The 14055-nt window shown below is 73.4% G+C and carries 14 protein-coding genes; 13 read left to right on the top strand and 1 reads right to left on the bottom strand.

What is annotated here, in order from left to right:
- The first annotated feature begins 100 nt into the window (after nt 1-100).
- From proC to AC1DT4_RS06420, 8 genes are all read left to right on the top strand, one after another.
- Nucleotides 101-931, top strand: coding sequence for a pyrroline-5-carboxylate reductase (gene proC / locus AC1DT4_RS06455; RefSeq protein ID WP_477088944.1), 831 nt, complete (start codon nt 101-103; stop codon nt 929-931).
- The gene (locus AC1DT4_RS06450) at nt 931-1935 is read left to right on the top strand and encodes a LacI family DNA-binding transcriptional regulator (protein ID WP_477088943.1); all 1005 of its coding nucleotides are present in this window, start codon (nt 931-933) and stop codon (nt 1933-1935) included. Before proC ends, AC1DT4_RS06450 begins: the two co-directional genes overlap by 1 nt.
- Before the next feature lie 93 nt (nt 1936-2028).
- Nucleotides 2029-3594 carry a xylulokinase gene (locus AC1DT4_RS06445; protein ID WP_477088942.1) on the top strand — a complete coding sequence of 522 codons (1566 nt, stop codon included), beginning with the start codon at nt 2029-2031 and terminating at the stop codon, nt 3592-3594.
- Nucleotides 3591-4310 (top strand): L-ribulose-5-phosphate 4-epimerase, encoded by a 720-nt coding sequence (locus AC1DT4_RS06440; RefSeq protein ID WP_477088941.1) that lies wholly within the window; start codon nt 3591-3593, stop codon nt 4308-4310. The genes AC1DT4_RS06445 and AC1DT4_RS06440 overlap by 4 nt, the downstream gene beginning before the upstream one ends.
- On the top strand, nt 4307-5809 hold the full coding sequence (gene araA / locus AC1DT4_RS06435; protein ID WP_477088940.1) for an L-arabinose isomerase: 1503 nt from the start codon (nt 4307-4309) through the stop codon (nt 5807-5809). Before AC1DT4_RS06440 ends, araA begins: the two co-directional genes overlap by 4 nt.
- 95 nt (nt 5810-5904) lie before the next feature.
- Entirely contained in the window at nt 5905-6882 is a 978-nt protein-coding gene (locus tag AC1DT4_RS06430) for a hypothetical protein (protein WP_477088939.1), read from the top strand.
- A 62-nt stretch (nt 6883-6944) separates the two neighbouring features.
- A complete protein-coding gene (locus tag AC1DT4_RS06425) occupies nt 6945-7166 on the top strand; it encodes a hypothetical protein (RefSeq protein ID WP_477088938.1) in 222 nt (73 codons plus the stop codon).
- A 21-nt stretch (nt 7167-7187) separates the two neighbouring features.
- Complete coding sequence (locus tag AC1DT4_RS06420) at nt 7188-7820, top strand: TetR/AcrR family transcriptional regulator (RefSeq protein WP_477088937.1); 633 nt, start codon at nt 7188-7190, stop codon at nt 7818-7820.
- Here AC1DT4_RS06420 and AC1DT4_RS06415 read toward each other — a convergent pair.
- On the bottom strand, nt 7813-8202 hold the full coding sequence (locus AC1DT4_RS06415) for a DoxX family protein (RefSeq protein WP_477088936.1): 390 nt from the start codon (nt 8200-8202) through the stop codon (nt 7813-7815). The genes AC1DT4_RS06420 and AC1DT4_RS06415 overlap by 8 nt on opposite strands.
- Nucleotides 8203-8285: 83 nt before the next feature.
- Here AC1DT4_RS06415 and AC1DT4_RS06410 point away from each other — a divergent pair, with 83 nt between their 5' ends.
- The 5 genes from AC1DT4_RS06410 (at nt 8286) to AC1DT4_RS06390 (ending at nt 14053) form a co-directional block, all read left to right on the top strand.
- Nucleotides 8286-9104 carry a maleylpyruvate isomerase family mycothiol-dependent enzyme gene (locus AC1DT4_RS06410; RefSeq protein ID WP_477088935.1) on the top strand — a complete coding sequence of 273 codons (819 nt, stop codon included), beginning with the start codon at nt 8286-8288 and terminating at the stop codon, nt 9102-9104.
- A 51-nt stretch (nt 9105-9155) separates the two neighbouring features.
- Nucleotides 9156-9905, top strand: coding sequence for an ABC transporter ATP-binding protein (locus AC1DT4_RS06405; RefSeq protein ID WP_477088934.1), 750 nt, complete (start codon nt 9156-9158; stop codon nt 9903-9905).
- 110 nt (nt 9906-10015) lie between these two features.
- Nucleotides 10016-10747 (top strand): ABC transporter permease, encoded by a 732-nt coding sequence (locus tag AC1DT4_RS06400; protein WP_477089024.1) that lies wholly within the window; start codon nt 10016-10018, stop codon nt 10745-10747.
- A gap of 651 nt (nt 10748-11398) precedes the next feature.
- Nucleotides 11399-12409, top strand: a complete 1011-nt coding sequence (locus tag AC1DT4_RS06395; protein WP_477089023.1) for an ABC transporter substrate-binding protein — start codon at nt 11399-11401, stop codon at nt 12407-12409.
- A gap of 96 nt (nt 12410-12505) precedes the next feature.
- Nucleotides 12506-14053, top strand: a complete 1548-nt coding sequence (locus tag AC1DT4_RS06390) for a sugar ABC transporter ATP-binding protein (protein WP_477088933.1) — start codon at nt 12506-12508, stop codon at nt 14051-14053.
- The last annotated feature ends 2 nt before the right edge of the window (nt 14054-14055 follow it).

Genomic DNA, 14055 nt, shown 5'->3' with positions numbered 1-14055 from the left:
GGGGGCGCGCGGCGCGCTCGGGCCCCGTCGTCGTCCGCGCACCGGCGGCGTCGGTAGGCTCGCGGCGTCGCCCTTCGGCGGCACGGACGGGAGGACGACGATGACCGACGAGGCCACCGGCGGCACGCCGCAGGTCGCGGTGCTGGGCGGCGGGGTGATGGGCGAGACCCTGCTCAGCGCGCTGCTGACCGCGGGATGGGCGCCCGAGCAGGTCGAGGTCACCGAGAAGTACGTGCCGCGGGCCGACGAGCTCGCCGGCCGGTACGGCGTCCGGACCGGGGCGTCGAACGCCGACGCCGCGTCCCGTGCCGACGTCGTGCTCCTCGCGGTCAAGCCGAACGTCGTCGCCTCGGTGCTGGACGAGATCAAGCAGACGCTGCGCAGCGGCGAGCTCGTGGTCAGCGTCGCCGCCGGGCTGCCGATCTCCACCTACGAGAAGCGCCTCAACCTCGGCCAGCCGGTCGTCCGCGTCATGCCGAACACGCCCGCCGTCGTCGGCAAGGGGGCCAGCGCGATCGCCGCGGGCGCGCACGCGAGCGAGGGGCACCTGGTGCTCGTCGAGAAGATGCTCGCCGCGACGGGGCTCGTGGTGCGCGTGGAGGAGAAGGACCTCGACGCGGTGACCGCGATCTCCGGGTCCGGGCCCGCTTACGCGTTCTACCTGATCGACGCGATGGCGGAGGCCGGCGTGCTGCTCGGCCTCAGCCGGGACCTCGCGACGAGGCTCGCCGTGGCCACCGTCGAGGGGTCCGCGGCGCTCGCGGCACAGTCGGGCGACCACCCGGCGATCCTGCGCGAACGGGTCTCGTCGCCGGGCGGCACCACGGTCGCCGCGGTCCAGGTCCTCGACGCCCACGGCGTCCGGGCCGGCGTCGTCGCCGCCGCCGAGGCCGCGCGCGACCGGTCCCGCGCGCTCGGCAAGCAGTACTGATGGACACTGTCCGCCCCCCGGCCATGAGCGACGTCGCCGCGCTCGCCGGCGTCTCGCACCAGACCGTCTCGCGCGTCCTCAACGACCACCCGAGCGTCCGGCCCGAGACCCGGGAGCGCGTCAACGACGCCATCGCGACGCTGGGCTACCGCCGCAACAGCGCCGCGCGCGCCCTGGTGACGCGCCGGTCCGGCACGCTCGGCGTGGTCACGCCCGCCACCGCGCTGTACGGGCCGACGAGCACGCTGGTCGGGCTCGAGGAGGCTGCCCGGGTGGTCGGCTGGTTCGTGTCCGTCGCGACGATCCGCCAGTTCGACGGCGACACCATGCACACCGCTATCGAGCACTTCCTCGGGCAGGGCGTCGACGGGATCGCGATCATCGCGCCCACGACGGAGGTCGCCCAGGCCATCGCGGCGATCGCGTCCCCGGTGCCGGTCGTGCTCATCTCGTCGGCCTCCGACGTCCCGCCCGTCGCGCACCTGCACGCGGTCGGCGTCGACCAGCGGCACGGCGCCCGCCTGGCCACGCAGCACCTGCTCGACCAGGGCTTCCCCGAGGTGGTCCACGTGGCGGGGCCGCAGGACTGGTTCGACGCCCAGGACCGCCTCGCGGGCTGGCGCGAGGTCTCCGGCCCGGGCGCGCCCAAGCACATCGAGGCCGGCTGGGACGCGGCCGACGGGTACGAGCTCGGCTTGCGCATGGTCCGCGAGGGGCTGCCGCCGGCGATCTTCGCGGCCAACGACCAGCTCGCGCTCGGCCTGCTGCACGCGTTCTGGGAGAAGGGCGTGCGGGTGCCGTCCGACGTGGCGGTCGTCGGGTTCGACGACGAGGTCGGGGCTGCGCACTACACGCCGCCGCTCACCACCGTCCGACAGGACTTCGGGGCGCTCGGGAGGCTGGCGGTCGACTCGCTGCAGGCGGCGTTCGCGGGCGAGGACGTCGCGCGGCAGCAGATCCCGGCGGAGCTGGTGGTCCGCGCGAGCTCGATCCGTCCCGTCTGACACCAGGGACTGGACGCGCTGAATGTTAGCGCTAACATGTGACTCGGCCGCTGGCGTCCGCCGCGGTTCGTCTGTACCGAACGGAGCCGCGTGATGACGGTCGAACCCCCCGGCGAGGCAATTGCCGCCGGCCGGACGAGCCTCGGCATCGAGCTCGGCTCGACGCGCATCAAAGCCGTCCTGATCGGCCCCGACCATGCGCCGCTCGCCAGCGGCAGCCACGACTGGGAGAACCAGTTCGTCGATCGCGTGTGGACCTACTCGCTCGACGCGGTCTGGGACGGCCTGCGGGCGAGCGTCGCCGCGCTCCTGGACGACGCCGAGCAGCAGCACGGCGTGCGCCCGACGACCCTGCGGGCCATCGGTGTCTCCGCGATGATGCACGGCTACCTCGCGTTCGACGAGGCCGACGAGCTGCTGGTGCCCTTCCGCACGTGGCGCAACACGAGCACCGGGCCGGCGGCGGCCGAGCTCACCGAGCTGTTCGGCTACAACATCCCCCTGCGCTGGTCGATCGCGCACCTGCGCCAGGCGACGCTCGACGCCGAGCCGCACGTCCCGCAGGTCCGCACGATCACCACGCTCGCGGGCTACGTGCACTGGCGGCTGACCGGCCGCAGGGTGCTGGGCATCGGCGACGCCTCGGGCCTGTTCCCCATCGACACGGCCACGAAGACGTACGACGCGCGCATGCTGGCCGCCTATCCCGGAGACGTCGCACCGCGGCTCCCGGAGGTCCTGCTCGCCGGTCAGGAGGCCGGGCGCCTGACCGAGGCCGGCGCCGCCCTCCTCGACCCCACCGACACGCTGCAGCCGGGCATCCGGCTCTGCCCGCCCGAGGGCGACGCCGGCACGGGCATGGTCGCCACCAACGCGGTGGCACCGCGCACCGGCAACGTGAGCGTCGGCACGAGCATCTTCGCGATGGTCGTGCTCGAGAAGCCGCTCGCGACCGTCCACGACGAGCTCGACCTGGTGACCACCCCGTCCGGGGACCTGGTCGCGATGGTGCACTGCAACAACGGCGCCAGCGAGCTCGGGGCGTGGGCCGACGTGTTCGGCCAGTTCGCGACCGCCCTCGGCAGCACGGCGGGGGCCGACGAGGTCTTCGGCGCGCTGCTGCGCGAGGCCCTGCGCGGCGAGGCGGACGGCGGCGGCCTCCTGGCGTACAACTACCTGTCCGGCGAGCCGATCACCGGCCTGGCCGAGGGGCGCCCGCTGTTCGTCCGGACCCCCGACAGCCGCCTGACGCTGGCCAACTTCGTGCGCACGCAGGTCTACGGGGCGTTCGGCACGTTGAGCCTGGGGATGCGCGTGCTGGCCGGCGAGGGCGTCGAGCTCGACTCGATGTACGCGCACGGCGGGCTGTTCCGCACCGAGGGCGTCGCGCAGCGGCTGCTGGCCGCGGCCATCGGCGCACCGGTGACGGTCGGGCAGTCGGCCGGCGAGGGCGGAGCGTGGGGGATCGCGGTGCTCGCGGCCTACCTCGACGCGGCGCCCGAGCAGGACCTCGGAACGTACCTGACGGAACGCGTCTTCGCCGACGCCGAGTCCGTGACGGTCGCCCCGGACGACGACGACGTCCGCGGGTACGACGCCTTCCTCGACCGGTACGCCGCCGGCCTGACCGTCGAGCGGGCGGCGGTGGAGGCGCTGTGAGCACGGCCGACGAGATCCAGCGCACCCGGGTGGTCGTCGCCCAGCTGCACGCGGAGCTCCCGCGCTGGGGGCTCGTGGTGTGGACCGCGGGCAACGTGTCGCAGCGCGTCGTCGTCGGCGACGCCCCGGGTCCCGGCGACCTGTTCGTCATCAAGCCCTCGGGCGTCACCTACGACGAGCTGACGCCTCAGTCCATGGTCGTGTGCGACCTCGACGGCAACCTCGTCGACGGCACCCGCGCCCCCTCCAGCGACACCGCGGCGCACGCGTACGTGTACCGGCACATGCCGTCGGTCGGTGGCGTCGTGCACACCCACTCGACCTACGCGACCGCCTGGGCGGCCCGCGGCGAGCCGGTGCCGTGCGTCCTGACGATGATGGCCGACGAGTTCGGCGGGGACGTCCCGATCGGCCCGTTCGCGCTCATCGGGGACGACTCGATCGGGCGCGGCATCGTCGAGACCCTGCAGGGTTCCCGCAGCCCCGCGGTGCTCATGCGCAACCACGGACCGTTCACCATCGGCCGCGACGCCAAGGCCGCCGTCAAGGCCGCGGTGATGGTGGAGGAGGTCGCGCGCACCGTGCACATCGCCCGCCAGCTGGGCGGCACCGTGCCTATCGCGCAGTCCGACATCGACTCGCTCTACGCCCGCTACCAGCACGTCTACGGCCAGCAGCCCGCGACGCCACTCGAGAACGACCAGGAGAACCGATGAGCAAGCCGTACGCCGACCGCGAGATCTGGTTCCTCACCGGGAGCCAGGGTCTGTACGGCGAGGACACCCTGCGGCAGGTTGCCGAGCAGTCGCAGGAGATCGCCCGGGTGCTGGGCGACGCGCTGCCCGCGACGCTCGTCTGGAAGCCGGTGCTCACGGACTCCGACGCGATCCGCCGCGCGGCCCTCGAGGCCAACGCCGACGACGCCGTCATCGGCGTGATCGCGTGGATGCACACGTTCTCGCCGGCCAAGATGTGGATCGCCGGCCTCGACGCGCTGCGCACCCCGCTGCTGCACCTGCACACGCAGGCGAACGTCGAGCTGCCGTGGGACACCATCGACTTCGACTTCATGAACCTCAACCAGGCCGCGCACGGCGACCGCGAGTTCGGGTACATGGCCACGCGGCTCGGCGCGGCGCGCAAGACGGTCGCGGGGCACGTGTCGAACCCGGCCGTGACCGCGTCGATCGACACCTGGGTCCGCGCCTGCGCGGGCTGGGCGGCGACGCACGAGCTCAAGCTCGCCCGGTTCGGCGACAACATGCGCAACGTCGCGGTGACCGAGGGCGACAAGACCGAGGCGGAGCTGCGGTTCGGCGTCTCGGTGAACACGTGGGGCGTGAACGACCTGGTGGCGGCGGTGGCCGCGGTCGCGGACGCCGACGTCGACGCGCTCGTCGCCGAGTACGAGGACCTGTACGACGTCGTCCCCTCGTTGAGGCGCGACGGTGACCGGCACGAGTCCCTGCGCTATGGCGCCCGGCAGGAGATCGCCCTGCGCACCCTGCTCGAGTCGCTGGGCGCCAAGGCCTTCACGACGAACTTCGAGGACCTCGGCGACCTGCGTCAGCTGCCCGGGCTCGCGGTCCAGCGGCTCATGGCCGACGGCTACGGGTTCGGCGCCGAGGGCGACTGGAAGACCGCGATCCTGGTGCGCGCCGCCAAGGTGATGGGCGCCGGCCTGCCCGGTGGGGCGTCCCTCATGGAGGACTACACCTACGACCTCACGCCCGGTTCGGAGCGGATCCTCGGCGCGCACATGCTCGAGATCTGCCCCACCCTGACCACCTCGAAGCCGACGCTCGAGATCCACCCGCTCGGCATCGGCGGCAAGGAGGACCCGGTCCGCCTGGTGTTCAACGCCGACCCCGGCGTGGGCGTCGTCGTCTCGCTCGCGGACATGCGCGACCGCTTCCGTCTGACGGCCAACGTGGTCGACGTCGTCCCGCCGACGGCCGACCTCCCGCACCTGCCGGTCGCGCGCGCCGTGTGGGAGCCGCGCCCCGACTTCCGCACGTCCGCCGAGGCCTGGCTGACCGCCGGGGGAGCGCACCACACCGTGCTCACCACGGCCGTCGGGGTCGAGGCGTTCGAGGACTTCGCCGAGATCGCCCGCACCGAGCTGCTCGTCATCGACGAGGCGACCACGCGCCGCGGTTTCCGCGACCAGGTCCGCTGGAACCAGGTCTACTTCCGGCTGGCCCAGGGGTTCTGAACCGCTCCACTGAACGGGTGAGAAAGCTCGCGGTGTTTGCCTCCTGCGACTCGCGTGCATAGCGTCATGACACGTAGGTGCGAGGGGAGAGATCGATGACCGTGGACGGGGTACCCAGGACGACCTGGGTGCTCCGCGTGCTGGTCACCGTCGGTGGTGGGCTGCTCGTCGCGCTGCTCACGGCCGTGTGGTCGGCGCCTCCCGCTCATGCCGAGGAAGCGCCTCCCGGTCCGGGCGCGGGCCTCCTGGCGACGGTGTCCGGCGACGTGCTCGCGCCCGTGGCCGAGGCCGTCGTCCAGCCGGTGCTCGCGCCGGTCGCGGTCGCGGTGTCGGCGGTCTCGACGCCGGTCGTCGCGGTCGCGCAGCCGGTCGTGGCGCCCGTCGCCGGCGTCACCGGTCCGGTCGCGACGGGGCTGGAGCCGGTCGGCGCCGTCGTCGCCCCGGTGGCCGCCGGCCTCGCGCCGGTGGCAGCCGCCGTCGCGCCCGTGTCCCAGGCGCTCGCGCCGGTGACGCAGGCGCTCGCGCCGGTGACGCAGGCGCTTGTGCCGGTGACGCAGGCGCTTGTGCCGGTGACGCAGGCGCTCGCGCCGGTGACCGCCGTCCTCGCGCCCATCACCGCGGCGGTCGCGCCCGTCGCCGACGTTCTCGACCCGGTCGTCACCGGCGACCGACCGCCGGCGGCCGGCGTCGGCTCCGCCGGTTCGGCCGAGGCGGGCGAACTCGCCGAGCCCGCCGACGGCGTCGCGCAGCGCACGGCCCGGTCCCCTCGGGTGCCCGTGGACGCGCGTCAAGTGACGACTCGCGACTCGGCCCCCGCGGCAGCAGGCCTCCCGCCGACCCACGACGTCGCCCCCGGCGGCGGCGCCCAGCGTGACCCCGGGCTGCCGGGCGGCGACGAGGCGGGCCTGCCGACGTCCGGCACCGCGTCCTCGGGCGGCGGCCGACCGGGCGTCGCAGGCGCTCTGCCGTCCGCCGCGCGGCTCCCTGCCACGAACGGACCGAGCACGCGAGACGGCCCGCTCCCCGAGCCCGTGTCCGCACCCTCCACGGAGGTCCCCGACTCCCCGGCATGAGCGGACCGCGTCGCGCCCGCGCGACCAGCCCCGCGTCCCTTCATCGCCCCAAGGAGCCCGCCATGCACGTCGTCGTCCGTCGCACCCTCCAGACAGCCCTCGTCACGGGCGGCCTCGCCGCCACCGCCCTCCAGCTGGCCGGGACGGCGGCCGCGATCGCCGTCGCGGTCGTCACGGTCGCCGCCGCGCCCGTCGTCGCCCGCCCGTTCCGCTGGCCGACCGGCCGCGGCCCCTCCTCGCTGACGGAGGTGCCGACGCAGCGCAGCGCGCCTCCGGAGTCGTAGCCGGCTCCGTAGGCTGCTCCCATGGCCACCGCCGACACCGACGACGACACCCCGAGCTCGGGGCGCCGACGCGGTCGTCGGCCGGCGGGTGAGGACACGCGCGGCACCATCCTCGCGGCCGCGCGCGACGAGTTCGCGGAGCGGGGCTTCGACGGTGCGAGCATGCGCTCGGTCGCTCGTCGCGCCGACGTGGACCCCGCACTGGTCCGGCACTACTTCCGGGACAAGTCCGAGCTCTTCGCCGCCGGGATGATCCCGGCGGGGGCGGACCCGTCGGTGATCGTCGCCGGGATCACCGCGGGCGGCGTCGACGGCCTCGGCACGCGGCTGCTCACCGCGGTGCTCGGGGTCTGGGAGGCCGACGGCGGCGTGGGGTTCCGCGTCGCGTTCGCCGGGCTCTCGTCCGGCGAGGCCCAGGCCGGCGCGCTCATGGGGTACGTCGGCCGGGAGGTGTTCGGGCAGGTCGCGCGGATCCTGCCGCCGCCGGACCAGCAGCTGCGTGTGTCTCTCGTCGCGTCGCACGTGGCCGGGGTCCTGCTCGCGCGCCACGTCATGCGGCTCGAGCCGCTGGCATCGATGAGTGTCGACGAGGTCGTCGCCGTCGTCGGCCCCGTCGTGCAGCGCTACCTGACCGGGCCGCTCGCGCTCACCTAGGCTGCCGGGCCACCGCAACGGCCCACATGACCAGCGGGACCTGCAGCGGCAGCCGCGCCCAGGCGACCGCGGGCTTGCCGGCCCACGACCGAGCGTCCGGCCGGGAGCGCACGGCCATCGTCACGTTGCCGGGGAAGACGGCCACGAGCAGGGCCGCCGACGCCGCCCCGCCCACCGGCCGCGTCGCGGGGACCACGAGCGCAGCGGCGCACGCGAGCTCGGCGACACCGCTGCCCAGCACCCACGGGTCAGGGTTCCCCAGGCTGCGGGGGATGAGCGGTCGGAAGATCCCGGGCCGGCGCAGGTGGAGCACGCCCGACGTGCCCAGCAGCGCGGCGAGGGCGAGCGCGGGTATGTGACGGCGAAGGGTCGAGGACAGCACGCGTCACCGTAACCACCGTGCAGGTCTCCGGCACTCGGTGGTCCGACGCGTGCCTGTCGGTGCTTCTCGCTACCGTGCGGCTCATGGACACCGTCGACCTCTCGCCCGCGTTCTACGCCGACGTGATCGAGCGCGAGTCGCTCCGCGCGGCCGACGTCCTCGACGCGGTGCCGCCGTCCGCGCAGGTGCCGGCCTGCACGGGCTGGTCGGCGGCGGACCTCGCGTACCACCTCGGCGAGGTCCAGGACTTCTGGTCGCAGATCGTCGGGCAGGCGCCGGCGGGTCCCGACGACGCGCAGGACACGGAGCGCCGGCCCGACGACGAGCTCGTCGCGTTCCTGCGCACCCGGACGGACGCGCTGCTCGCCGCCCTGCGGTCGCACCACCCGGACGAGCCGTGCTGGTCGTGGTCGTCGACCGGGGGCACCGTGGAGTGGGTGTACCGGCGGCAGGCGCACGAGGCACTGGTGCACCGGGTGGACGCCGAGCAGGCCGCCGGGCAGCCGGTGACCGACCCCGGCGCCGTGCTGGCGGCCGACGGCGTCGACGAGATGCTCGCCGTCATGGTCAGCGGCCTGCCCGAGTGGGCCACCTTCAGCCCCGACGGCGTCCGCATCCGGCTGCGGGCCGCCGACTCCGGCCGCGAGTGGGTCGTCGCGTTCGGCCGGTTCCACGGCACGTCGCCGACGACCGGCACCACCTACGACGAGGACTGCGGCGAGCTCGTCGGCGGCGCACCGTGGGAGGGCGAGGACGAGGACGTCAGCGCGACGGTCTCGGGTTCCGCGTGGGACCTCGACCTGTGGCTCTGGGGTCGCGGGCCGGTCGACGCGCTGGAACGCGCGGGGGATCCCGCGGCGATCGAGCGGCTGCGGGCTGTGGTCGCCGAGTCGACGCAGTAGCGCTCGGCAGGTCCTTGCGCGCCGGTCGGTCGGAGGAGCACAATTCCTCGCATGGGGAATAATGAGGCCGCGGTCGAGATCAGTGCCCTGCGCGTCGTGCGCGGCGGCACCGCGGTCATCGAGTCGCTGGACCTCACCGTGCCGGTCGGGCAGGTGGTCGGGCTGCTCGGCCCGAGCGGGAGCGGCAAGACGACGCTCATGCGCGCCATCGTCGGGGCGCAGGTCGTCGCCGGCGGGACGGTCACCGTGCTCGGCCTGCCGGCGGGCTCGGCCGCGCTGCGGCGGAGGATCGGGTACGTCACCCAGGCGCCGAGCGTCTACGCCGACCTGACGGTGACGGAGAACCTGCGGTACGCCGCCGCGATCCTCGGCGTCGACGCCGCAGGGATCCGCCAGGTGCTGACCGACGTCGACCTCGTTGCGCACGCCGGACAGTCCATCGGCACCCTGTCCGGGGGCGAGCGCTCCCGGGTCTCCCTTGCGATCGCGCTGCTGGGCCGACCGGACCTGCTCGTGCTCGACGAGCCCACCGTGGGCCTCGACCCGGTCCTGCGGCGCGACCTGTGGGAGCTGTTCCACCGGCTCAGCCGCTCGGGGGTCAGCCTCCTGATCTCCAGCCACGTCATGGACGAGGCCGCCCGGTGCGACCGCCTGATCCTGCTGCGCGGCGGCTCGGTGCTGGCCGACGGGACCCTGGACGAGCTGCTCGAGGGCACGGGGACGTCGGACGCCGAGGCGGCGTTCCTGGCGCTGGTGGACGCGGCGGCCGCCCGAGAGAACGGGACGGGGGCGGCGGCATGAGCGCGTCACCGACGGAACCCGTCGCGGCCGGTCGCGCCGGCGCCACCCGCATCGACGCGTCCGGCGGCGCGCACGCCGAGCCGGCCCGGCACGACAGCGTCCGCGGCGGCCTGACTCCCGCGCTGACCGCGGCCACGGCGCAGCGCGTCCTCACCCAGCTCCGGCACGACAAGCGCACCATCGCCCTCGTCGTCCTCCTGCCGTGCGTCCTCGTCGGGCTGATCGCGTGGATGTTCAACGGCACGCCGGTGCTGGACCAGTTCGGCCCCCTGCTCGTCGGTCTCTTCCCGCTGGTCGTGATGTTCCTGGTGACCAGCGTCGCGACGCTGCGCGAGCGCACCTCGGGCACCCTCGAACGGCTGATGACCCTGCCGATCGGGCGCGGCGACGTCGTCATCGGGTACGCCCTCGCGTTCGCGGTGCTGGCGGCGGTGCAGGCGCTCGTGATCGTCGGGTTCGCCGTGTGGGTGTGCGGCATGGACGTCGCCGGACCGATCGGGCTGGTCATCCTCGTCGCTGTGCTCGACGCGGTGCTCGGGTGCGCGCTCGGCCTCGGCGCCTCGGCACTCGCGAAGACCGAGTTCCAGGCCGTCCAGCTCATGCCGCTCGTCCTCTTCCCGCAGCTGATCACGTGCGGGCTGCTGATGCCGCGCGACGAGATGCCGACGATCCTCGAGTGGATCTCCCGCGTCCTGCCGCTGACCTACGCGCTCGACGCCATGCAGCAGCTGGCCGCCGGCGCCACGTGGGCGGACGTTCGCGGCGACATCGGCGTGATCGCCCTGTTCATCGTCGGCGCCCTGCTCGTGGGCGCGGCCACCCTCCGCCGCCGCACCCCCTGACCTCTCTCGCCCCCGCGGCGGCGGCGAGATCGTGAGTTCGGGACGACGTCGTGCGTCGTAACCCACGACCTCGTCCCGAACCCACGACCTCGACATCAGGCTGCCCGAGAGCTGGCCCGCCGGCGTCCGGGCGCCGCGACCGCTCCCACGGCCCGGCTCGGACGGCGACCGCTCCCACGGCCCGGCTCGCACGGTGACCGCTCCCACGGCCCGGGTCGGACGGCAACCGCTCGCACGGCCCGAGTCGGACGGCGACCGCTCGCACGGCCCGGCTCGGACGGCAACCGCTCGCACGGCCCGAGTCGGACGGCGACCGCTCCCACGGCCCGGCTCGGACGGCGAGAACGGCAGTTCGCCGCGAGAACGGCAGTTCACAGTGACGTTCTCGCGGCGAAGTGACGTTCTCGAGCGTCCGGACAGCGCCCCCGCTCGTCACACGAGCGACGGGGTCCGTCACGTCGCACGTTCACCGTGACCGGAATGCAACCTGAAAACTCCCCCACGCGGCAGAATGTGAGCGCTAACATCGGGCGAACCACTCGCTGAGGCAGCTCGGCGGGGCTCGTGCACCCGGTGCCCCGGGTGCACGACGCGGGTCGGTCGGCGTGGACCGGCACCGCGCGCGTGTGCGTTCTCGAGGAGGAGAAGCAGATGGTCAGCAAGAAGTTCAGGACTCGCTCGATCTCAGCCGGCATCGCGGTGCTCGCCCTCGGCCTCGCGGCCTGTGCCAGCGGCGGAGACTCCGGTGGCGGGTCGACCGCGGCGAGCGGTGACGGCGGCGGCGACGAGGCGATCACGGTCGGCTTCAGCCAGGTCGGCTCCGAGAGCGGCTGGCGTGCCGCCAACACGAAGTCCATCCAGGAGACCCTCACGGCGGAGAACGGCTTCGACCTGAGCTTCTCGGACGCCCAGCAGAAGCAGGAGAACCAGATCCAGGCGATCCGGTCCTACATCGCCCAGGGCGTCGACTACATCGCGTTCTCCCCGGTGGTCGAGTCCGGCTGGGACAGCGTGCTCGAGGAGGCCAAGGACGCCGGCATCCCGGTCGTCCTCACCGACCGCGCGGTCGACACCGAGGACACGTCGCTCTACGTGACGTTCATCGGGTCCGACTTCGTCGAGGAGGGCAAGCGCATCGGTGACTGGGTGTCCGAGAACCTCGGCACCGAGCCCATCAACGTCGTCGAGCTGCAGGGCACCACGGGCTCGGCGCCGGCGAACGACCGCAAGTCGGGCTTCGCGGACGCCATCAAGAGCAACCCGAACGTGAAGGTCATCGCCTCCGAGACGGGCAACTTCACGCGCGCCGAGGGCAAGACCGTCATGGAGGGCTTCCTCCAGGCCTACCCCGACATCGACGTGGTCTACGCGCACAACGACGACATGGGTCTGGGCGCCATCGAGGCCATCGAGGCGGCCGGCAAGGTGCCCGGCAAGGACATCAAGGTCGTCAGCATCGACGGCGTCCACGACGGCATGGTCGCCCTGTCCGAGGGCAAGATCAGCTACATCGTCGAGTGCAACCCGCTGCTCGGGCCGGACCTGGCGGAGATCATCAAGACGCTGCACGACGGCGGGACCGTCGAGCCGCGGATCGTCACCCAGGACGGCGCGTTCACGCAGGAGCAGGCCATCGCCGCACTGCCCGACCGGCAGTACTGAGCCGACCCGCCCCTGCTGCCCGGGGGGACCGTCACGTCCCCCCGGGCAGCACAGCCCTGCCGGTACCGTGGGACCGGCGCGGACGAAAGGTCGACGATGACCGAGACAGCTCCTTCGACCCCGATCGTCGAGATGTCGGGGATCTCCATCACGTTCCCGGGCGTCAAGGCGCTCGACGCGGTCGACTTCCGACTGTTCCCCGGTGAGGTGCACGCCCTGATGGGCGAGAACGGCGCCGGCAAGTCGACGCTCATCAAGGCCCTCACCGGCGTGTACTCCATCGACTCCGGCCGCATCGTGGTCGAGGGCCAGGAGCGCACGTTCACGGGTCCCGCGCAGGCGCAGGCCGCGGGGATCAGCACGGTGTACCAAGAGGTCAACCTCTGCGACAACCTGTCCGTGGCCGAGAACATCATGCTGGGGCACGAGGTGCGCCGCGCCGGTGTCGTCGACTGGCGCAGGACGCGACAGGCGGCCCGCGAGCACCTGCGCACCATGAACCTCGACATCGACCCGAAGTCGTCGCTGTCCGCCCACTCGCTCGCGGTGCAGCAGCTGGTGGCGATCTCGCGCGCGATGGTGGTCGACTCCCGCGTGCTCATCCTCGACGAGCCGACGTCCAGCCTCGACGCCGAGGAGGTCGAGCGCCTGTTCGGCGTCGTGCGCGCGCTGCGCGACCGCGGCGTCGCCATCCTCTTCGTCTCGCACTTCCTCGACCAGGTGTACGCCATCAGCGACCGCATGACGGTGCTGCGCAACGGCGCTCTGGTCGGGGAGTACCGCACGGCCGAGCTGCCGCGGGTCGAGCTGGTGCAGAAGATGATCGGGCGCGCGCTCGAGGTCCTCGAGCAGCTCGAGGAGGCACCGAAGCGGTCCGTCGCCGAGCGTGCCGACACGACGCCGTACCTGCAGGCGATCGGCCTCGGGCGCAAGGGCTCCATCGAGCCGTTCGACCTCGACGTGTACTCGGGCGAGGTGGTCGGCCTCGCCGGCCTGCTCGGATCGGGGCGGACCGAGCTCGCGCGGCTGCTGTACGGCGCCGACCGTGCCGACAAGGGCGAGATCCGGGTCGAGGGCGCCGCGACGAAGATGCGGACCCCGCGCTCCGCGCTCTCCCGCGGGATCGTGTACTCGTCCGAGAGCCGCAAGACCGAGGGCATCGTCGGCGACCTGACCGTCCGGGAGAACATCGTGCTCGGCCTGCAGGCGGAGCGGGGCTGGCTGCGCCGGGTGTCGAAGCGGAAGTCCGACGAGGTCGTGGACCGCTACGTCGAGGCGCTCGGCATCCGCCCGGCCAACCCCGACGCGATCGCCGGCAACCTGTCGGGCGGCAACCAGCAGAAGGTGCTGCTCGCCCGCTGGCTGGCCACCCAACCGAAGCTCCTGCTTCTCGACGAGCCCACGCGCGGCATCGACGTCGGCGCCAAGGCCGAGATCCAGCGGCTCGTGGCGGACCTCGCCGCGCAGGGCATGGCGGTCGTGTTCATCTCCGCCGAGCTGGAGGAGGTGCTGCGCCTCTCGCACCGCATCGCCGTGCTGCGCGACCGCCGGCTCGTCGCGCAGATCACGAACTCCGACGACGTCACCACCGACGACGTCGTGCACCTGATCGCGAGCGGCGTGGACGAGGGGGCGGCGCAGTGACC

The sequence above is a fragment of the Cellulomonas sp. P4_D11 genome (assembly GCF_056401915.1).
Note: the sequence above shows the minus strand (reverse complement) of the source record. Positions and strands in the feature narration are given on the sequence as shown.

Excerpts from the sequence above, each read along its gene's own strand:
- AC1DT4_RS06395 (WP_477089023.1), top strand. The coding sequence starts at position 11,399 with ATGGTCAGCAAGAAGTTCAGGACTCGCTCGATCTCAGCCGGCATCGCG.
- AC1DT4_RS06430 (WP_477088939.1), top strand. The coding sequence starts at position 5,905 with ATGACCGTGGACGGGGTACCCAGGACGACCTGGGTGCTCCGCGTGCTG.
- AC1DT4_RS06425 (WP_477088938.1), top strand. The coding sequence starts at position 6,945 with ATGCACGTCGTCGTCCGTCGCACCCTCCAGACAGCCCTCGTCACGGGC.
- AC1DT4_RS06420 (WP_477088937.1), top strand. The coding sequence starts at position 7,188 with ATGGCCACCGCCGACACCGACGACGACACCCCGAGCTCGGGGCGCCGA.
- araA (WP_477088940.1), top strand. The coding sequence starts at position 4,307 with ATGAGCAAGCCGTACGCCGACCGCGAGATCTGGTTCCTCACCGGGAGC.
- AC1DT4_RS06390 (WP_477088933.1), top strand. The coding sequence starts at position 12,506 with ATGACCGAGACAGCTCCTTCGACCCCGATCGTCGAGATGTCGGGGATC.
- AC1DT4_RS06410 (WP_477088935.1), top strand. The coding sequence starts at position 8,286 with ATGGACACCGTCGACCTCTCGCCCGCGTTCTACGCCGACGTGATCGAG.
- AC1DT4_RS06445 (WP_477088942.1), top strand. The coding sequence starts at position 2,029 with ATGACGGTCGAACCCCCCGGCGAGGCAATTGCCGCCGGCCGGACGAGC.
- proC (WP_477088944.1), top strand. The coding sequence starts at position 101 with ATGACCGACGAGGCCACCGGCGGCACGCCGCAGGTCGCGGTGCTGGGC.
- AC1DT4_RS06450 (WP_477088943.1), top strand. The coding sequence starts at position 931 with ATGGACACTGTCCGCCCCCCGGCCATGAGCGACGTCGCCGCGCTCGCC.
- AC1DT4_RS06405 (WP_477088934.1), top strand. The coding sequence starts at position 9,156 with ATGGGGAATAATGAGGCCGCGGTCGAGATCAGTGCCCTGCGCGTCGTG.